Raw genomic sequence first — 18899 nt, 5'->3', positions numbered from 1 at the left:
CGTCAGCTCGGCACGGAGACCCGGTCCGCGGGTCCGAAGTCCCGCTCCGCCGAACCGGCGGAGCGGACGGAGGCGTACACCGGGCGGACCCGCTGCACCGTCCAGTTGGCGGCCAGCAGCCGGTCGGCCAGGAGCCCGGCGGTGTCGGTCGCCACCACCAGTTCGACCAGGCCGCTCGGGCGGCCGGTGGAGTGGTCGATGGAGACGTCCTCGATGTTGACCCCGGTCTCCTGGACGGCGGCGAACAGCCGGGCGAGTTCGCCCGGGCGGTCGCCGATCACCACCGGCACCACCGCGCCGCCCGCGGCGCCGGGCTTGCCGGGCAGCCGGGCCCGGCCGGCGTTGCCGCGGCCCAGCAGGTCGATCACCCGGGTCATCTCCTCCGCCCGCTTCGCCGCGTCGACCTCGGCGAGGCCGCGCAGCGCTCGGACGGTGGTGGCGAGGTCGTCGGCGAGCTCGCTGAGTACGTCGGCGACGGCCGTCGCATTGGACTCCAGGATGTCGCCCCACAGGCCGGGGTCGCCGCCGGCGATCCGGGTCATGTCCCGGACGCCCTGGCCGGCCAGCCGGGACGCCTCCTCGGGGGCGTTCTCCAGCCGGGCGGCCATCAGTGCGGCCACCACGTGCGGTGCGTGCGAGACCAGGGCGACCGCCCGGTCGTGCGCGGTGCTCTCCATGACCACCGGCACCGCGCCGCACATGGCGACCACGGCCAGCGCCCGGTTCAGGGTCTCCCGGGAGGTGTGCTCGCAGGCGGTCAGCACCCAGGTGCGGCCCTCGAAGAGGTTGGCGCAGGCGGCCAGCGGCCCGGAACGCTCGCCACCGGCCATCGGGTGGCCGCCGACGAACAGACTCGGGTCCGGTGCGCCGCCCATCACGGCCTGCTCCGGTTCGTGCTTGACGCTCGCCACGTCGGTGTAGGCGTACGCGAGGCCGCGGGTCTGATGCTCGGCCAGCACCCGGCCGACCGCGCTCGGCGGCACGGCGAGGACGGCGATGTCCACCGGCTGCTCCGGCGGGCAGTCCACCCCGCCGCCGAGTGCGACGGCGGTGCGGACGGCGTCCCGGTCGGTGTCGATCAGGTGCACCAGCACCCCGCGGCGGCTCAGTGCGAGCGCCACCGAGGTGCCGATCAGCCCGGCCCCGACCACCGCGGCGGTACGGATCACCGGGCACCCGCCAGCCGGTCGGCCAGGTCTGGGCGCAGCGCCCGGGCGCCCCCGAGGTAGACGTGCCGGATGCGGTCGCGGGTGAGCGGGGTCTCGGCGGTGACGAGCACCCGGACGGTGCGCGGCAGGCCGCCGTCGATGTCCAGCTCCTGGGCGCACATCAGCGGCACGTCGGTCAGCCCGAGGTCGCGGGCGGCCCGGGCGGGGAAGCCGCTGCGCAGGTCGGGGGTGGCGGTGAAGAGGATGGACACCAGGTCGTCGGGGACGAGCGAGTTCGCCGCCATGACCTCCTCCAGCAGCAGCCGGGTGGCGTCCATGACCTCCGCCGGGTCGTCCCGGTCGACCTGGATCGCTCCGCGGACGGCGCGCATCAGATCACCGCCTGCAGGGTCTTGATGCCGGCGGCGGTGCCGCGGCCGCGGTACATCTCGGCGACCAGGAAGGCGAGGTCGAGCGACTGGCTGCGGTTGAGCCGGGGGTCGCAGGCGGACTCGTAGCGCTGGTGGAGGTCCTCGGCGACCAGGCCGAAGCCGCCGCCGACGCACTCGGTGACGTCGTCCCCGGTGATCTCGACGTGGATGCCGCCGGGGTGGGTGCCGAGGGCGCGGTGCACGTCGAAGAAGCCGGCGACCTCGTCCAGGACCGCGTCGAAGCTGCGGGTCTTGTGGCCGGTCGAGGCGGTGAAGGTGTTGCCGTGCATCGGGTCGCAGACCCAGGCGACCTTGGCGCCCTCGGCGGTGACCTTCTCGACCAGGGAGGGCAGCAGGTCGCGGATCTTCTCCGCGCCCATCCGGGTGATGAAGGTGAGCCGGCCGGGGATGCGCTTGGGGTCGAGCCGGTCGATCAGGGTGAGGGCCTCGTCCGCGGTGGTGGTCGGGCCGAGCTTCACCCCGATGGGGTTGCGCACCTTGGAGGCGAACTCGAGGTGGGCGCCGTCCAGTTGGCGGGTACGCTCGCCGATCCACAGCATGTGGGCGGAAACGTCGTAGCGGTCCTTGGAGCGGCTGTCGAGGCGCGACATGGCGCACTCGTAGTCCAGGATCAGCGCCTCGTGGCTGGTGTAGAACTCGGTGCGGTGCAGCTCGGTCGGGTCGACGCCGCAGGCCCGCATGAAGGAGAGCGCGGAGTCGATCTCCTCGGCGAGCTGCTCGTAGCGCTGGCCGGCCGGCGAGGTGCGGACGAAGTCCTGGTTCCAGGAGTGCACTTCGCGCAGGTCGGCGTAGCCGCCGGAGATGAAGGCGCGGACCAGGTTCAGGGTGGCCGCGGAGGAGTGGTACATCCGCAGCAGCCGCTGCGGGTCGGGCGTGCGGGCACCGGCGGTGAACTCCAGTCCGTTGACCGAGTCGCCGCGGTAGGAGGGCAGGGTGACGCCGTCGCGGGTCTCGGTGGACTGCGAACGCGGCTTGGAGTACTGGCCGGCGATCCGCCCGACCTTCACCACCGGCACCGAGGCGCCGAAGGTCAGCACCGCGGCCATCTGCAGCATGGTCTTCAGCTTGGAGCGGATCTGGTCGGCGGAGACCCCGTCGAAGGTCTCCGCGCAGTCGCCGCCCTGGAGCAGGAAGGCCTCGCCCCGGGCGACGGCCGCCAGCCGGGCGGTCAGGTTGTCGCACTCCCCGGCGAACACCAGCGGCGGGTAGGTGCGCAGCTCGTCGCAGACCTGTTCCAGGGCTGCGGGGTCGGGCCACTCCGGCTGCTGGGCGGCGGGCAGGGTCCGCCAGGACTCCTCCCGGGGCAGGACGTTGGTCGAGGTACCGAACGGCATGACGATCTCCGGCTCGTGAAATGGACGCGGTGCGGCAGAGCGTGCGAGGCGACTGGGGGCGCGACGCCCGTCTTTCAGTGGTTCCGGGGGACTTTCGGTGCTTTCGGGGGAGCGGGGTCCGCCCCGCCGGGCGTCGGCCCGGCGGGGCGGGGGTGGCGGATCAGGCGTGCGCGGCCTGCTCGGTGCGGGAGTCCGCGCCGACGGCGGTCGGGGCGGCGCCCGAGGAGCGGGTCAGCGCCGCGAACGAGGCGAGCGCGCCGCAGCCCAGGACGGCGATGACGATGCCCATCGGCACCGCGGTGGACTCGCCGGCCAGGCCGACCAGCGGCACCACGGCCGCGCCGATGATGTGCTGGGACAGGCCGAGCAGGGCGGCGGCCGAACCGGCCGAGTCGCCGTGCTCCTGCAGGGCCAGCGCGGTCGCGGTCGGCATGACCAGGCCGACGCTGGAGACCACCACGAACAGCGCGACCAGCAGCGGCACCAGGCCCGCGTCGGCGAGCACGGTGGCGAGCAGGCCGAGGCCGCCGACGGCGGAGCCGGTCAGGCCGACGGCCAGCAGCGGGCGCGGGCCGGTGCGGTGCACGATCCGGCCGCAGATCTGCGCGCAGACCACCAGGCCGGCCGCGTTGACCGCGAACACCGCGCTGAAGCCCTGCGGCGACATGCCGTGGATGTCCTGCAGCACGAACGGCGAGCCGGCGATGTAGGCGAACATCGCCGCGAACGCCAGGCCGCAGGCCAGGTTGTAGCCGACGAAGACGCGGTCCGAGAGCAGCTTGCGGAAGACCGGGCCGGTGGCCCTGAGGCCGCCGGTGCGCCGCTTCTCCACCGGGTGGGTCTCCGGCAGGGCGACGGCGACGACGGCGAGCATCAGCGCGCCGAGGATGCCGAGCAGGGTGAAGATGCCGTGCCAGGAGGTGAAGCGGAGCAGCTGGCCGCCGGCCACCGGGGCGAGCACCGGCGCCAGGCCGGTGATCAGCATCAGCAGCGCGAAGTACTTGGCGGCCGCGGCGCCCTCGTGCTTGTCGCGGACGACGGCGGCGGCGATCACGATGCCGACCGCACCGCCGAGACCCTGGATCGCGCGCAGCGCGACCAGCAGCCAGATGTTCGGTGCGACGGCGCACAGCAGCGCCGCCACGGTGTAGACGGCGAGGCCCCACAGCAGCGGCTTGCGGCGGCCGGCGGCGTCCGAGATCGGGCCGGCGAAGAGCTGGCCGAGGCCGAGGCCGAGCAGGCAGGCGGTGAGGCTGAGCTGGCCGGCGGAGGCGCTGGCGTTCAGGTCGTGGGTGAGGTCCGGCAGGCCGGGCAGGTAGGTGTCGTTGGACAGCGGGCCGAGGGCGGTGAGTGCGCCGAGGATGGCGACGACGGCGCCGCCGCCCTTGGCCCGGGCGTCGGTGGATGACATGGTTTCGGGTTCCCTCCGGGGTGGTGGCCCGTCCGGCCCGCGCGGTCACCGTGAGGACGGTGACCGGCGGCCGGTCGGGCCGGTGGTGCTGATTCGAGGTGCGGGCCGCCGGGTGGGGGACCGGCGGCCCGGTGACGCGGCTGGCGTCAGTACGCGACGGAGACCCTGGTGCGCAGGGCCTGCCCGCCTTCGAGCTGGTCGGCGAAGGCGACCGCGTAGTCCGGGATGCTGATCCGGGTCCGGCCCTCGGCGTCGACCAGCAGGTCGTCTCCGCCGAGCCGGTAGACCCCGGTGCGCTCGCCGGGCTCGATCAGCTTGGCCGGCGAGATGTACGTCCAGTCGAGGTCGTCGACCGCGCGGTAGCGTTCGAGCGCCTCGATCTGGGCTAGGGCGTTGGCCTTCCACAGGTCGGGGAAGTGCGGGTCGTCCACCACGCGGGTGCCGTCGGCGGTGCGCAGGCTGCCTGCGCCGCCGAGCACCACCAGGCGCTTCACGCCGGCCTTGCGCAGGCCGGCGACGAGTCCTTCGGTGGCGCCGAGGAGGATCGTGCGGTCGTCGTCGGAGCCGATCCGCGGTCCGACCGCGGAGGCGACCGCGTCGTGGCCCTGGGCGAGCTCGGCCACCTGCTCGGCGTCGGCGACGTCACCGGCGACGAGCGGGACGGCCGAGTCGGCGCCGGAGCCGCCGGACCGGGTCACCCCGGTGACCTCGTGTCCGCGGGAGACCAGTTCGGCGGCGATCGCGGCACCGATGTTCCCGGTCGCTCCGAACAGCAGAACCTTCATGACCACTCCTCGTGTGGCAGGGGTGTGCGGGGTGCCCGACGGGGCGTCACTCGTCGAGCAGGTCGGGCTGCTCGTGGACGATCTCGTCCCAGAGCAGCTGGAAGCTGAAGCGGCCGAGCTGGGCGTCGCCGAAGCCGGCGCCGGCGGAGACGGCCTGTTCGTGGGTGAAGCTCTTGGGGGTGCCGGCGGCGAGCGCGAGCAGCTGCACCTCGGCGCAGCTGTCGAAGGTGAAGAACCAGTGCACGGCCTCCTCCAGCGAGCCGCCGACCGTGATCAGGCCGTGGTGCTGGAGCAGGATCGCCCGGTTGTCGCCGAGCTTCTGCGCGATGTCCTTGCCCTGCTCGACGGCGACCGAGGGACCCTCGTACTCGGTGTAGAGCACCTGCTTGCCGTAGAAGGCCGCGGACTCCTGGTCGATCGGCTCGAGCAGCCGGCCGAGCGCGCCGAGCGCCCGGGAGTGGGCGGTGTGGCCGTGCGCGGCGGCCTCGGCGTCCGGGTTCATGTCGTGGATCGCGGAGTGGATGACGAAGGCGCTCGGGTTGACCTTGTGCCTGCCCTCCACCACGTTGCCGTCGGAGTCGACCAGGATGAGGTCGCCGACGGTGACCCGCTTGAACGAGACGCCGAACGGGTTGACCCAGAAGTGGCCGGGCAGTTCGGGGTCGCGGACCGAGATGTGGCCCGATATGCCTTCGCCGAAGCCGTACTTGCCGAACAGCCGCAGGGCGGCCGTGAGCCGCTGCTTGCGGTACCGGCGCTCCTCGGCGGCGGTGGCGAACTGCGCGTCGCCGGGCAGCGGCAGACCGGTGGCGGTGTCCGCCAGGTAGCTCGGGGTGGTCGTGGTCACGGGGTGCTCTCCTTGGCTGTGGGCTCGGTCGGGGCGCGGTCAGGCGCTCTGCAGGACGCGCTCGGCGCGCAGGCCGGCGATCCGGTCGGAGTGCGCGAGGACCGCGCGGACGATGTCCTGGCTCCGGTCCACCAGGGAGGGGATGCCGAAGGTGAAGAACAGCGTCCCGGCGGCGATGTTGCCGAGGGCGTACCAGCGCGGTTCGGGCCGGCCCTCGACGGAGAGTCGGCTGGTCGCCCGCGCGATGTGCAGTCCGCCGTGCGGGTGGCGGTCGGCGAGCCGGTTGCGGGTCAGCGAGTTGACGAGCGGTGCGGCGGCGTTGGGGATCTTGCCCTCGGAGGCGTTGACGGCGTTGATCACCACGTCGGCGCGGAAGGCGTCCTGCTCGGAGGTCTCGATCGTGTAGCCGCCCTCGGGGCCGGCGGAGACGTCCTGCAGGCCGGAGACGATGGACAGCTGGCCCTCGTCGGCGAGCCGCAGCAGCTCGGTGGCGCTGCTCGGCGGCATGGGGCAGCAGAGGCTCATGATGGTGCGGTAGTGGGTGCGCAGCAGCTCGACCTTGTCGCGCTCGGAGAGCAGCGGCCAGATGTCCGGGCCGGTGTCCGGCACGGCGCGCTGGAGGATGCGCAGGCCCAGGTCGGGCGAGTCGACCTCGGACAGCTGGCGGCGCAGCCGCTCCACCGGGTGCTCGCGGTGCGCGCCGGTGATCTCCTCGATCACCGCGGTCAGGTCGGCGCCGGCCTCGGCGAACTCCTTGCCGATGAGGTCGGCGAGCTCCTGGATGCGCAGGCTGGTCTGACGCCGCGACAGGCGCTGCATCTTCTCCGGGGTGACGTGCTTCAGGTCGAAGTGCACCGGCTTCTGCCGGACGCCGGGCAGCATGCCGCGCCGGGAGAGCAGGCTGATCCGGCCGCGGTGCCCGCGGGAGGCCAGCGAGATGATGATGTCCACGGCGGTCAGGCCGCTGCCGATCACCGCGACGTGCTGGTCGGGCCCGACGGCCTGGAGCTTCTGGGTGATCGGGTACGGGTCGCCGATGAACCCCTGGGAGCCGGTGAGCCCGTACACGTCCTTGGGGCTGTCGCCGCCGACGCACAGCACGGCGTAGTCGAAGGCGCGCACCCGGCCCTCGTTGGTGCGGAGCATGGCGCGGCCGGCGGCGAGGTTGGCCGAGGTGACGGACTCGCTCACCAGGTCCACCCGCCAGCCGCGCAGGCGCAGCTTGGCGAGCGCGGCGTGCGCGGTCTGCTCCAGGTACTCCCCGTACTCGGTGCGCGGGGCGAAGCGGGCGCCCGCCCTGGGGTCGAGGCCGGTGACGCCCTCGGGCAGTCCGAGGATCCGGTCCCTGGTCATGAGCCACCGCTCGAAGTGGCGGTCGTCCCCGGCCCGGACCGACATGTCGTCCGGGGTTGCGTTGACCCGCACCGTGGTGGTGTCGGACTGGTACGCCCGGCCGCGCCACAGGTGCGGCGACGGCTCGAAGACCGTGATGCTGCCCGGGACGGTGTCCCGCTGGGCGAGGGCATCGATCAGGCAGACCGCCGAGGCCCCGCCTCCGATGACTGCGAGTGAGATCGCCGATGACATGTCAGTTTCCTGCCACTCGTGGATGTCCGGCGCCGTCCATGCGCTGTCTCCTCCGCGTATCCGAACGGCCTGTGGTTTGGGCCCGGCACCGGGAGCGGGGATGTCCCCCGGTGCCGGGCCGCGGGGCAGGGCGGGGGAGAGCCCTGCCTGATCGATGGCTCAGCCTCAGCTGTGCTGGTAGTTCTCCATCGAGACGATGTAGTCGCTGCGGTTGGCGCGGTACTTGATGCAGTAGTCCTTCGGGTACCAGCCGGACACCTGCCAGGCCTGCGGCTGCTTGATCGGGAAGCATCCGCTCTGGTTGGCGCCGGTGGCCAGGCCGTCCAGGTACGCCTTCGTGATCATCGGCTCCAGGAAGCTGATCTTCGCGTCGTAGGCGCCGTAGATGAAGGTCTGGGTGAACTTCTGGCCGTGCCACTCCGGCGAGCTCTGGTCGATCAGGTGGTTGCCCATCGCGACCTCGGCCACGCCGTTGTCTATGTAGCCGCTCGGCATGTACTGCGAGGGGATCGGCTTGGTGGCCGTGGCGAAGTCGTCGCAGTTGATGGCGAGCGCGCACGGGCCGGGGCGGATCGCGTCCCGCTCCGCCTTCGGCTGCACGTAGAAGTGGAAGTCGAAGTGCGGGGTGTCGTAGATGCCCTCGGGGCCGTGGCCCATCGAGTTGTAGTTCAGCAGCGCCCACTTGTACGGGATGTCGGCCGTGTTGGTGAGGGCCGCCGGCAGGTCCAGCGGGCGCTCGTGGCCGCCCATGCACTCGGTGTGCTCGTCGATCGCGCCGTTGCCGTTGATGTCGTAGCAGTGGTGCTGGTCCGTCATCGTCGTCGGCAGGTTCTGCAGCGTCGACTTCGGGAAGACGAAGCCGATCGAGAGCGGCTTGCCGTTCGGCTCCTGCTGCGCGTAGGTGCGCACGTTGCCGTTGCCCAGGGCGCTCGGCGCGCCGTACGAGGCGCACGGCCCCAGGTATGACGGGGTCGCCTGCAGCACCGGGTCGACGGCCACCTTGGGCAGCGTGACGTTGAACTCGGCGGTGGTGCTGGTGCTCCCGGTCAGACACACCTTCACCGGCGTGGTGTCCGCCGCGGTCGTCGCGGCGTCGGCCGTGGTGGCGGCGGGCGCAAGCAGTGCGGCGGTGCCGAGCAGCGCGGCCGCGGCCGAGGAGGCGATGAGGGGTCTCTTGTACGCGTTCTTCGACGTGCTCATGGTGGTGCGATCTCCGTTGTCTCAGGAACGGGTGAGTTCGAGGGTGTGGAATCCGCCCTGGAGAAAGATGAGCGGCGCGGTGGAGTCGGCGGCGCCGAGCTTCACGACCTCGCCGATCACCATCACGTGGTCGCCGATCACCAGCTCGTCGCGGTACGCGACCTCCATCCAGCCCGCCGCCTCGAGCAGCAGCACGCCGGTGGCCTCGCCGAAGCTGTGTGCGGCCTCGGTCAGGGAGGCGCTGCGCGACTCCGGGTCCTTGGCGAACGCCCGGGCGTAGCCCTCGGAGTCGCCGTCGAGGATGGACACGCCCCACACGCCGGCCGTGCGCAGGTCCGCGAGGAACCGCGAGTCGTGGCGGAAGCAGAGCGTGATGATCGCCGGGTCGAGCGAGACCGACGTCAGCGAGTTGACCGTGATGGCGTCGTGCCGTCGGCCGTCGGCGCCGTCCGTGTAGGTGCTGACGACGCAGACCCCGGTGGCGAAGTGGCGCATGACACTGCGTAGATCGTGGTTCATTACCGCCTCCTGTGAGCGGGGCGGGCGGCCGCTCCGTGCGGCCGCCCGCCGGGCCGGGATCAGTCGGTCTTGGCCCAGCGGCCGGAGCGCCAGCCGTCCAGGTCGTAGTCATCCATGGCCTTCTGCACGAAGTCGCCGTACTGGTCGAGCAGTCCGGCCGCGCGGGTCCAGTTCAGGGTGTCGAGGCGCACCTGGTCCGGGCCGCCCGCGTAGTTGAGCTCGTAGAGCTCGTGCCGCGCACCGAACTCCGAACCGACCGCGTCCCAGGCCATCTTGAAGAGCTTGGCGCGCTCCTCGGCGGTGGTGCCCGAACCGCGGTAGTAGCGGTCGAACAGCGGGCGCAGCTCCGGGTTCTGGAGGTCCTTGTGGCTGGACGGCGTCATCAGCAGCGCGCCCGCCAGGTGCTCCTCGAAGAACTTGTGGGTGCGGTCCCAGCTGATCGGGGCGAGCGCCCGGTAGCCGGCCGAGTAGTCCATGCGCGGCAGGACGGTGCCGCCCTCGGCGGGCTCCGGGTCCATCGCCATCGCGGTGGTGACGGCCCAGGTCTGGTGGCGCCAGGCGAGCAGCTCGCCGAGGCCGGCCTGGACGCCGCGGAACTTGTCGGTGCCGTTGAGGCGGGTGCCGCGGTCCAGGATGCCCGCCATGAACTCCAGCTTCACGGCCATCCGGATCGCGCCCTGGAAGAAGCCGCGGGAGAGCAGGCCGGAGCGCGGGAAGTACTGGTGGATCTTCTCGGTGTCCCGGTAGATCAGGACGTTCTCCCACGGGATGAACGCCTTGTCGAAGATCAGCACCGCGTCGTTCTCGTCGAACCGGCTGGAGAGCGGGTTGTCGAACGGGCTGTTGGCCTTCTTCTCGTACGACGGGCGGCAGATCACCTTCATGCCCGGCGTGTTCAGCGGCGCCATGAAGGCCAGCGCCATGTCCTCGGCCTTGCCCTTCTCCAGGTTGGCGAGGTGGATCTGGCCGACGAAGGCGACGTGGGTCAGCGCCGATGCGGTGGCCATCAGCTTCGCGCCCTCGACGACGATGCCGTCGTCGCGCTCCTCGACGACCTTCAGGTAGACGTCCGGGATGTCGTGCGCGGCCTTGTGGCGGTCCACCGGCGGGTTGACGATCGCGTGGCTGATCGCCAGCGCCTGGCGGGCGTACTTCTCGTACCAGGCACGGGCGTTGTCGCCGAACGGCTCGTAGAACGAGTGGGTGACGGCGAGGCCGGCCATGAAGGACGCCTTGTAGTCCGGCGTGCGGTTCATGAAGCCGTAGCTCAGGCGGGCCCAGTGCTCGATGGCGTCGCGGGCCTTGACCAGGTCGTCCGCCGTGTGGGCCGGGGTGAAGAACCGGTGCACACGGGCGCCGGTGTACCGGTCGACCGTGGTCATCATGTCCTTGGTGTCCGGGTGGTGCAGCGCGTCGTACAGGTGCGCCATGGAGCGGGCGGCGTTGCGGAACGCCGGGTGCTCGGTGACGTCCTTGACCAGTTCGCCGTCGATGTACACCTGGCGCCCGTCACGCAGGCTCTCCAGGTACGTGTCGCCGTTGAGCAGGTCGTTGGGCGCCTCGGCGCCCTGCTGTGCCAGGTCTGATTCGGCCTGAGCCATCGTGCTTCACTCTCCCCATCGGGCATTCGGATCTGCGTGTCCGGGTCTGGCACATCCGAAACTAGAAAAGATTCCCGTGAGTCAGTTATGAGGTCGCGCACGGCCTCTGGCCGTTGCGCGCACACCGGGTGCGGAGCCGTTCCGGCACGCTGGACCCGGCGCCAGACTGGCCCGGAGCCGCCGCACTGCCCGCGCAGTGCCGACCGGGAACCCGGGCGCGAGCGGCGACGACGGCCGAGGGAGCACGATGCGCGCGCACGGCACACCGCTGACCACCCCCGCCGACGCCCGGCTGACCCTGCTCGACCTCGCGCTCGGCGGCCCGGGCCCCGACGTCCGCCGGCACGGCCCGGCCGGCACCGCCCGCACCGCCGACCCGGCCGACCGGCGCCCGCTGCTCGGCGAACCCCTCGCCCTCGACCTGCTGAACACCCGCTGGGACGCCCCGGAGGGCCCCGCCGACCTGCTCGACGACCTGGACGGCTTCCGGATCTGGCTCTCCTCCGCGGGGCTGTCCGGGCTCTGCCCCGCCGACGCCGCCGCCCTCTCCGCCACCCGGCACACCCGCGAGGCGATCCAGGCCACCCTCGCCCCGCCCTACGACCAACGCCGGCCCGGCGGGGCCCCGGCCGACCCGGACGCCGTCCGCGAGATCGACCGGCTGCTCCGGCACGGCGCGCTGCGCCACCGGCTCACCGCCGCCGGGCCCGCCACCACGGTCGAGGTCGACGATCCGGCGTGGCTGGCCGGCTGGCTGGCCCTCGAGGACTACCTGCAGCTGCTCGGCTCCTCCCCGGAACGCATCCGCAGCTGTGCCGGGCCGCACCGGCTGCCGCTGTGGTTCCTGGACACCTCGCGCAACGGGATGCGCCGCTGGTGCTCGATGGCCGAGTGCGGCAACCGCGCCAAGGCCGCCCGGCACTACCGGCGGCTGCGAGGCGAGGAGCCCGCCCCGCGCGGCTCCGCCCGGGTCGCCGTGGGCTAGTGCCGCGTCAGGCGGAGCCTGCCGGGCGCGCGGCGCCGGAACGCGGAACGGCCGTGCCCCCGGGAGCGGACTCCCGGGGGCACGGCCGTCTGTCACGCGCCCTCGCGGACGCGGTGCGTCCTGGACGACGCGGTGCGCCCTACTTGATGCGGTTGCCCGCCGAGCGCAGCTGCTGCGCGGCCTCGACCACGCGCGAGGCCATGCCGGCCTCGGCCAGCTTGCCCCAGGTGCGCGGGTCGTAGGTGTTCTTCTTGCCGACCTCGCCGTCGACCTTCAGCACACCGTCGTAGTTGCGGAACATGTGGTCCACGACCGGACGGGTGAAGGCGTACTGGGTGTCGGTGTCGAGGTTCATCTTCACGACGCCGTTCTCCAGCGCGGTGGCGATCTCCTCGGCGGTCGAGCCGGAGCCGCCGTGGAAGACGAAGTCGAACGGGTCGGCCTTGCCGTACTGCTTGCCGATCTCGGCCTGGAGCTCCGCGAGCAGCTCCGGCTTCAGCACGACGTTGCCCGGCTTGTACACGCCGTGCACGTTGCCGAAGGAGGCGGCCAGCAGGTAGCGGCCCTTCTCGCCCAGGCCGAGCGCCTCGGCGGTGCGCACCGCGTCGTTGACCGTGGTGTACAGCTCGTCGTTGATCTCGTGCGAGACGCCGTCCTCCTCGCCGCCGGTCGGGGTGATCTCGACCTCGAGGATGATCTTGGCGGCGGCGGCCTGGGCCAGCAGCTCCTGCGCGATCGCCAGGTTGTCGGCCAGCGTCTCGGCCGAGCCGTCCCACATGTGCGACTGGAACAGCGGGTTCCGGCCCTTGGCCACGCGCTCGGCGGAGATCGCCAGCAGCGGGCGGACGTAGCCGTCCAGCTTGTCCTTCGGGCAGTGGTCGGTGTGCAGCGCGACGGTGATGTCGTACTTCGCCGCGACGATGTGCGCGAACTCGGCGAGCGCGACGGCGCCGGTCACCATGTCCTTGTTGTGCTGGCCGCCCAGGAACTCCGCACCACCGGTGGAGATCTGGATGATGCCGTCGCTCTCGGCCTCGGCGAAGCCGCGCAGCGCGGCGTGCAGGGTCTGGGACGAGGTCACGTTGATGGCCGGGTAGGCGAACTTGCCCGCCTTGGCCCGGTCCAGCATCTCGTTGTAGACCTCGGGAGTTGCGATGGGCATGCGAATCCGCTCCTGTCGGTGTGGGGCGATCGGACGACGCTGTCCGACGCTCGATACGCCTGTGGCTCACGGCGTGGTTCGCGGTACGAGAAGAGGGTGGTACTCGACCGCAGGCCGGACACCGGGGCCCATCTTCCCAGACTCCCCGTTTCCGGTCACCCATGGCCCGCCAGTCGGGACGGGCCGGAACGCTACGCGCCGGTAGCCCGGAGTCCGCACCCCGGTACGCCCGGCGGTGCTCTTTAGGCCGCTCTCAACAGGGGGGGCGCTATCCTGCGCGCGTGGACTACAACCAGCTCGCCGTCAATCTCCTCGACGCCAAATCGCTGATCTCGTCGCTGGGCGCCATCGGCCTGCTCGCGATCATCTTCGCCGAGACCGGCCTGCTGGTCGGGTTCTTCCTCCCCGGTGATTCCCTGCTGATCCTGGCCGGTGTGGCCGCCTCGAGCGCGGCCTCGTCGGTGCTCGGGGACGGGGCCAAGCTGCCGATCGCGCTGCTGCTCGTCGGGGCCCCGATCTGCGCCATCGTCGGAGCCCAGCTCGGGCACCTCATCGGGACGAAGGTCGGCCCCCGGCTCTTCGACAAGCCGGACTCGAAGATCTTCCGCCGCGAGTACGTGGTGAAGGCCGAGTACTACTTCGACAAGTTCGGCCCGGCCAAGGCCGTGGTGCTGGCCCGCTTCATCCCGATCGTGCGGACCTTCCTCAACCCGGTCGCCGGCACCCTGGAGATGCCCGCCAAGACCTTCTTCGTCTGGAACGTCGTGGGCGGCGTGCTGTGGACCGAGTCGATGCTGCTGATCGGCTACTTCTTCGGCGACGCCATGGCGCCGGTGATCGACAAGTACCTGATCCCCGCGGTCGCGCTGATCGTGCTGATCTCGATCTCCCCGATCATCGTCGAGGTGATCCGCGAGCGCAGGAAGAAGAAGGCGGGCGGCGACGCCGAGGCCGCCGAGCCGGTCGGCACGGGCCGCCACCGCAAGGGCTGACGAGCGCGGCCCGGCGGACGGGCCCGAGAAACGAGCGACGGCCGGTGTGACACGTGGTTTCACGTGAAACACCGGCCGTCACTGTTTCCGCTGCTCCTGCGGACCGGGAGAGGGCGGGCGGGCTCAGAGGCCCAGGTCGTCCAGGGTGTAGGCGGTGATGTACGGGAGGCCCGTCTCCGCGATCGCCGGGGCCGCACCGCGCTCCACGATCACCGCGACGCCCACCACCTCGGCGCCGGCCTCGCGCAGCGCCTCCACGGCGGTGAGCACCGAGCCGCCGGTGGTGGAGGTGTCCTCGACCGCCAGCACCCGGCGGCCCTTCACGTCCGGGCCCTCGATCCGGCGCTGCAGGCCGTGCGCCTTGCCCGCCTTGCGGACCACGAAGGCGTCCAGCTTCCGGCCGCGGGCAGCGGCGGCGTGCAGCATCGCGGCGGCCACCGGGTCGGCGCCCAGGGTCAGACCGCCGACCGCGTCGAACTCCAGGTCCGCGGCCGCATCCAGCATCACCCGGCCGACCAGCGGCGCCGCCTCGGCGTCCAGCGTGATCCGGCGCAGGTCGACGTAGTAGTCGGCCTCCCGCCCGGAGGAGAGGGTGACCTTGCCGTGCACGACGGCCTTGTTCTTGATCTGCGCCAGCAGGGCGTCGCGGTCCTCAGTGCTCATGAGCAGCCAGTCTACGACGTGTGCACCCACGGTCAGCGACGGCGCAGCGCCCGCACCAGCACCACGGCGCCGCCCAGCAGGGCCACCCCGCCGCCGATCACCCACGGCATCGCACTGCGCTCGCCGGCACCGCCGTTGAGCAGCTTCGGCTCCGCGCCGCCCCAACGGCTGGCCGCCCGGGCGCGGGCGCTGCGGGCCGGCGGGGTGGGGGCGTACCGGCCGTGCGGCGGTGCGTGGTCCACCTCCTCCGCCGAACGGCCGACGATCGAGCGCCGGACGGGGCCGGACATCGCCGGCTCGGGCTCGTACTCGAACGCGGCGGGCTCCTGGTCGGGGGCGGGCAGCGGCTCGTCCTCGTCGGAGAAGGCGATCAGGTCGGACAGGTCGTCGTCGAGGTCGCGCACGGCGTGGTCGTCCAGGTACACGACGGTCGCACCGGCATCCTCGTCCTCGCCGGCCTCGTCCTCGCCGCCCTCCTCGGGCTCCTCCTCGCCACCCTCCTCGGCCTCGGCGGCGGGCTCCTCGGGTGCTTCGGCGGCCACTTCCTCGGTCTCGGCGGCGGGCTCCTCGGGTGCTTCGGCGGCCACTTCCTCGGTCTCGGCGGGCTCCTCGGCCTGCTCGGCCTCGGCGGCGGGCTCTTCGACCTCTGCGGCCACGACCGGCTCCGCGGTCTCCTCGGCGGCCGGGGCCTGCTCCTCGGCGACCTGCTCGGCCTCCGCGGGCACCTCGATCTCGGCAGCGGGTTCCTCGGCCTGGGCGGCCACGACCGGCTCCGCGGTCTCCTCGGCGGTCTGGGCGGCCGGGGCCTGCTCCTCGGCAGCGGGTTCCTCGGCCTGGGCGGCCACGACCGGCTCCGCGGTCTCCTCGGCGGTCTGGGCGGCCGGGGCCTGCTCCTCGGCAGCGGGTTCCTCGGCCTGGGCGGCCACGACCGGCTCCGCGGTCTCCTCGGCGGCCGGTACCTGCTCCTCGGCGGCGGGCTCCTCGGTGACCTCCGTGGTCTCCACGACCTCGGCCGCGGGGGCCTCCTCGGCGGCCTCTTCCTCGGGCTCTGCGGGGGCCGTGCCGCCGCCGGCCTCGGCGGTGAGCGATTCGGCCAGGCGGTCGAGCAGGCGGCGTCCGGCGGTCTCCAGGGCGTCGTCCGGGAACTCGGCGAGTCGGCCCTCGGCGCTCAGGTCGCCGGCGAAGCGCAGCACGCTGCCGTCCGGGTGCTCGTGCACGCTCACCCGCACGGTCGCCGTGACCTCGCCGCTCCCGCGCACCTCCTCGCCCTCGGCGAGGGCCGTCAGTACGCCCTCGCGGCCGGGGATCAGCGACAGCGAGCCGCGGTAGGTGATGGTGGAGCTGCCGACGCGGACCTTCAGCCGGCCGTCGATCTGCCCGTCCGGTGTGCGCGACGACCCGGCGTCGGTGCTCAGGCCGGGGACGCAGCGGGCCAGCAGCTCGCGGTCCTGCAGGGTCTGCCGGACGGCGGTGGCCGGCAGCGGGACGACAACCTCATGCTCCATACCGGCGAGCCTACCCACCCGGGTGCCCGCTGCGGAGGGTTGGCGTCGGGTCGTTCGGCGGACGGTTGCGAGCTGTACACGGACGGCCCCCGGCTGTGGTCGGTCCTAGCCGAGCAGCCGGTACGGCGTCGGCAGGCGGGCGGGCCGCCGGGCGGCCAGGCGGGCGGCCGACTCGCGCAGTCCGGCGGCGGTCAGGGCGCGGGGCGGCGGGGCGTCCCGCGCCAGTGCCAGCACGGGCTGGGTGCGGGAGGCGAGCAGGAACGCCGGGGCGGTGCCCGTACCGCCGGCCCCGCCCTGCACAGCCGTGGCCCGCTGCTCGCCGGCGGCCGCCGGGCGGGCGTACGGGCAGGCCGGCCGGGCGCCGGCGGGTGCCTGGTAGGCGACGGTGCGCAGGCCGTCCGCACGCAGGCCGGCCTCCGCGGTCCACAGCCCCTCGGCGACCGGGCCGCCGCGGACGGCGATCCGCCCGCCGGGGGCGAGCCGCCTGGCCGCCAGCCCGAAGAACTCCTGGCTGTGGGCGGTACGGCCGTCGTCCCCGGACGGCACCGGCAGGTCGGAGACGATCACGTCGTAGGGTGCCGCGCCCGCTCGGCCGGTACGGCGCAGCCAGCCCATCGGTTCGGCGTGCACCAGTCGCACCCGCGGGTCCTCGTAGGCGTGGCCGGTCAGGTCGGCGAGCGCCGGGTCGTCGCGGACGAGGCCGGTGAGCGCGGCGTCCGGCTCGACCACCACGACCTCGCGGACGGCGGAGTGCCGCAGCACCTCGCGCACCGCGGGCCCGCCGCCGCCGATCACCAGCACCCGCCCGCTGGGCCCGCCGGCCAGTGCGGGGTGGACGAGCGCCTCGCTCTCGCGGTACTCGTCGGGGCCGCAGACGGCGAGGCGCCCGCCGACGAACAGCTCCAGCGGGCCGTCCGCCCCCGGGCCCCCGGCGAGCACGATCTCCTGGTCCCGGCCGGGTACGGCGAGCCGGACCTGCGCCCCGTACAGGGCCTGCCGGGCGGCCCGCTCGATCGCGCCGGTGAAGGCGGCGGCGCAGGCCAGGACGGCGAGCACCAGGCCGCAGCCGGCCCACAGCAGCAGCCTGGCCCGCGGCGGGGGCTCCTCGCGGAACAGCCACAGCACCACGGCGGCCCCGGCCACCGCGTTGACCGCGCCGGTGGCCAGTGCGCCGGCGGCCGGGCCGAGGGCGGGGAGCAGCAGGAAGGGGAAGGCCAGGCCGCCGATCAGCGCGCCCACGTAGTCGGCGGCGAACAGGTCGGCGACCGCCCGTCCGGCGTGCTCCCGGCGGATGCGCTGGATGAGGGTCATCAGCAGCGGGATCTCGGCGCCGATCAGCACGCCGATCAGGAAGGTCGTGGCGGTCAGCCCGACCGAGGCCGCCCGGTGGCCGTCCAGCCAGGCCCAGCAGGAGTACAGCGCCAGTACGGAGAGCCCGCCGGTGAGCGCGAGCACGCACTCGACCAGGGCGAAGGAGGTGGCGGGCCGGCGGGCCAGCCGCTTGGCGAGCAGCGAGCCGACGCCCATCGCGAACACCATCACCGACAGCACCAGCGAGGTCTGGGTGACCGAGCCGCCGAGCAGGGTCTGGCCGACGGCGACCAGTTCCAGTTCGTAGACCAGGCCGCAGGCGGCGCAGACGAACGCGGCCAGCAGCACCAGGGGCCGGGCCAGGCGGCGGCGCAGGCCGGGCGGTGCGGCACCGCCCTTCCACGGCCGGGCGAGGGCCCGGACCCGCGGCGTTTCGGGAAGGCCGTCGAGGCCCGGCTGGACGGGTGGACCCGCCGGACGGTTGATCATGCACAAACGCTAGCGACATCGCCCGCCCGCGGCGGCACCCGTTCGAATGACAACGCCCCAGACGGAGTTGACGGCTCGTCGGAAGAGCCGGGCCGCACTGCTCCGTCCGTGTGAACCCCGCGGACCGGTCCGGCCGCCGTCCGGGCCGTCCGGGTCACTCGGCGCGGCCGGTGCCGGACGGGCCCTGCAGCACCAGCGAGGAGCGGGTGCACACCAGGCGCCCCTCCTGCGGGTAGGCGTGCCAGGTGCGCCACAGCACCCGCGTCTCCTCGCACTGCGCGACCAGCGCGGTGAAGGCGCACGGGTCGCCGGGGAAGGTGCCGGCCAGGCCGTACGGGTGCTCCGCCACCAGCGCCAGCAGCTCCTGGGCGCGGGCGGCGAAGGTGTGGGCGGGGAGTTCCTCGATCCGGGCGGCGAACTCGTACTCCCAGTCGGCCACCCGCTCGGCCACCCGGGCCGGCAGCGGGGTGCGCCGGCCGGGCAGGCAGGCCACCGTCTCCAGGCAGTTGCCGGGGCCCGCTGCCACCACGACCTGGTGCGAGGCGCCGAGCAGGCGCAGCTGCAGGGTGGCGCCGCCGCCCGAGGGCGCGTCGAAGCTCAGGTCCCGCACCGCCAGGGCGGGCAGCGGATCACCGCCCAGCTGCCAGGCGAGGTCGCCGGCGCGGGTGTCCGTGTAGGCGGTCTGCAGTGTGGTGAGCATGCTCGCTCCGCGTTTCAAACTCCGTAACGCGCCCGCCGTCAGCGTCCGACCCACCGTCGGGCCGGCGTTCGAGGCTGTGCGGTCCAGGACGCGGCCGACCGTGGAAGGAAGGATTCCGGCTGGAGACTCAGCAGCAGAGAAGCACGAATTCTCCGGGTCCGTCGGGGATTTACCCATCCTCGACCAGCATTCACCGTTCCGAGTGCAG

17 protein-coding genes are annotated in these 18899 nt (G+C 73.0%); 2 read left to right on the top strand and 15 right to left on the bottom strand.

Annotated elements, in window-relative coordinates; genetic code table 11:
* Nucleotides 1–2 precede the first annotated feature (2 nt).
* From ACQ614_RS18195 to ACQ614_RS18150, 10 genes are all read right to left on the bottom strand, one after another.
* Nucleotides 3–1166, bottom strand: a complete 1164-nt coding sequence (locus ACQ614_RS18195) for a prephenate dehydrogenase (protein WP_431683954.1) — start codon at nucleotides 1164–1166, stop codon at nucleotides 3–5.
* The gene (gene aroH, locus ACQ614_RS18190; RefSeq protein ID WP_431679600.1) at nucleotides 1166–1540 is read right to left on the bottom strand and encodes a chorismate mutase; all 375 of its coding nucleotides are present in this window, start codon (nucleotides 1538–1540) and stop codon (nucleotides 1166–1168) included. The genes ACQ614_RS18195 and aroH overlap by 1 nt, the downstream gene beginning before the upstream one ends.
* Nucleotides 1540–2934 (bottom strand): class II 3-deoxy-7-phosphoheptulonate synthase, encoded by a 1395-nt coding sequence (locus tag ACQ614_RS18185; protein ID WP_431679599.1) that lies wholly within the window; start codon nucleotides 2932–2934, stop codon nucleotides 1540–1542. The genes aroH and ACQ614_RS18185 overlap by 1 nt, the downstream gene beginning before the upstream one ends.
* A gap of 160 nt (nucleotides 2935–3094) precedes the next feature.
* Nucleotides 3095–4345 (bottom strand): multidrug effflux MFS transporter, encoded by a 1251-nt coding sequence (locus tag ACQ614_RS18180; RefSeq protein WP_431679598.1) that lies wholly within the window; start codon nucleotides 4343–4345, stop codon nucleotides 3095–3097.
* Between the two features lie 146 nt (nucleotides 4346–4491).
* The gene (locus ACQ614_RS18175; protein WP_363494881.1) at nucleotides 4492–5130 is read right to left on the bottom strand and encodes an NAD(P)-dependent oxidoreductase; all 639 of its coding nucleotides are present in this window, start codon (nucleotides 5128–5130) and stop codon (nucleotides 4492–4494) included.
* 46 nt (nucleotides 5131–5176) lie between these two features.
* Nucleotides 5177–5977 (bottom strand): class II aldolase/adducin family protein, encoded by an 801-nt coding sequence (locus ACQ614_RS18170; RefSeq protein ID WP_363494883.1) that lies wholly within the window; start codon nucleotides 5975–5977, stop codon nucleotides 5177–5179.
* 39 nt (nucleotides 5978–6016) lie between these two features.
* Entirely contained in the window at nucleotides 6017–7564 is a 1548-nt protein-coding gene (locus ACQ614_RS18165; protein WP_431679597.1) for an FAD/NAD(P)-binding protein, read from the bottom strand.
* 165 nt (nucleotides 7565–7729) lie between these two features.
* Nucleotides 7730–8764, bottom strand: a complete 1035-nt coding sequence (locus ACQ614_RS18160) for a hypothetical protein (protein ID WP_431679596.1) — start codon at nucleotides 8762–8764, stop codon at nucleotides 7730–7732.
* 21 nt (nucleotides 8765–8785) lie between these two features.
* Nucleotides 8786–9283, bottom strand: coding sequence for a flavin reductase family protein (locus ACQ614_RS18155; RefSeq protein ID WP_431679595.1), 498 nt, complete (start codon nucleotides 9281–9283; stop codon nucleotides 8786–8788).
* 59 nt (nucleotides 9284–9342) lie between these two features.
* Entirely contained in the window at nucleotides 9343–10884 is a 1542-nt protein-coding gene (locus ACQ614_RS18150; protein ID WP_431679594.1) for a 4-hydroxyphenylacetate 3-hydroxylase family protein, read from the bottom strand.
* A gap of 247 nt (nucleotides 10885–11131) precedes the next feature.
* Here ACQ614_RS18150 and ACQ614_RS18145 point away from each other — a divergent pair, with 247 nt between their 5' ends.
* Entirely contained in the window at nucleotides 11132–11869 is a 738-nt protein-coding gene (locus ACQ614_RS18145) for a CGNR zinc finger domain-containing protein (protein WP_431679593.1), read from the top strand.
* A gap of 139 nt (nucleotides 11870–12008) precedes the next feature.
* Here ACQ614_RS18145 and fbaA read toward each other — a convergent pair whose 3' ends face one another.
* Entirely contained in the window at nucleotides 12009–13031 is a 1023-nt protein-coding gene (gene fbaA / locus ACQ614_RS18140; protein WP_431679592.1) for a class II fructose-bisphosphate aldolase, read from the bottom strand.
* Between the two features lie 281 nt (nucleotides 13032–13312).
* Here fbaA and ACQ614_RS18135 point away from each other — a divergent pair, with 281 nt between their 5' ends.
* On the top strand, nucleotides 13313–14023 hold the full coding sequence (locus ACQ614_RS18135; protein WP_431679591.1) for a DedA family protein: 711 nt from the start codon (nucleotides 13313–13315) through the stop codon (nucleotides 14021–14023).
* 123 nt (nucleotides 14024–14146) lie between these two features.
* Here the strand turns inward: ACQ614_RS18135 and pyrE are convergent, their stop codons facing one another.
* The 4 genes from pyrE to ACQ614_RS18115 form a co-directional block, all read right to left on the bottom strand.
* Nucleotides 14147–14686 carry an orotate phosphoribosyltransferase gene (pyrE, locus tag ACQ614_RS18130; RefSeq protein WP_363494896.1) on the bottom strand — a complete coding sequence of 180 codons (540 nt, stop codon included), beginning with the start codon at nucleotides 14684–14686 and terminating at the stop codon, nucleotides 14147–14149.
* Nucleotides 14687–14718: 32 nt separating this feature from the next.
* On the bottom strand, nucleotides 14719–16191 hold the full coding sequence (locus ACQ614_RS18125; RefSeq protein WP_431679590.1) for an SRPBCC domain-containing protein: 1473 nt from the start codon (nucleotides 16189–16191) through the stop codon (nucleotides 14719–14721).
* Nucleotides 16192–16296: 105 nt separating this feature from the next.
* Nucleotides 16297–17991: a spermidine synthase gene (locus ACQ614_RS18120; protein ID WP_431679589.1), complete on the bottom strand. Its 1695-nt coding sequence runs from the start codon at nucleotides 17989–17991 to the stop codon at nucleotides 16297–16299.
* Between the two features lie 154 nt (nucleotides 17992–18145).
* Complete coding sequence (locus ACQ614_RS18115) at nucleotides 18146–18691, bottom strand: DUF2617 family protein (protein WP_431679588.1); 546 nt, start codon at nucleotides 18689–18691, stop codon at nucleotides 18146–18148.
* Between the last annotated feature and the right edge of the window lie 208 nt (nucleotides 18692–18899).

This window comes from Kitasatospora dryopteridis (assembly GCF_050749075.1).
GTDB lineage: Bacteria > Actinomycetota > Actinomycetes > Streptomycetales > Streptomycetaceae > Kitasatospora.
The sequence above is the reverse complement of the archived record's forward strand: the minus strand, read 5'-3'. Positions and strand labels throughout refer to the sequence as shown.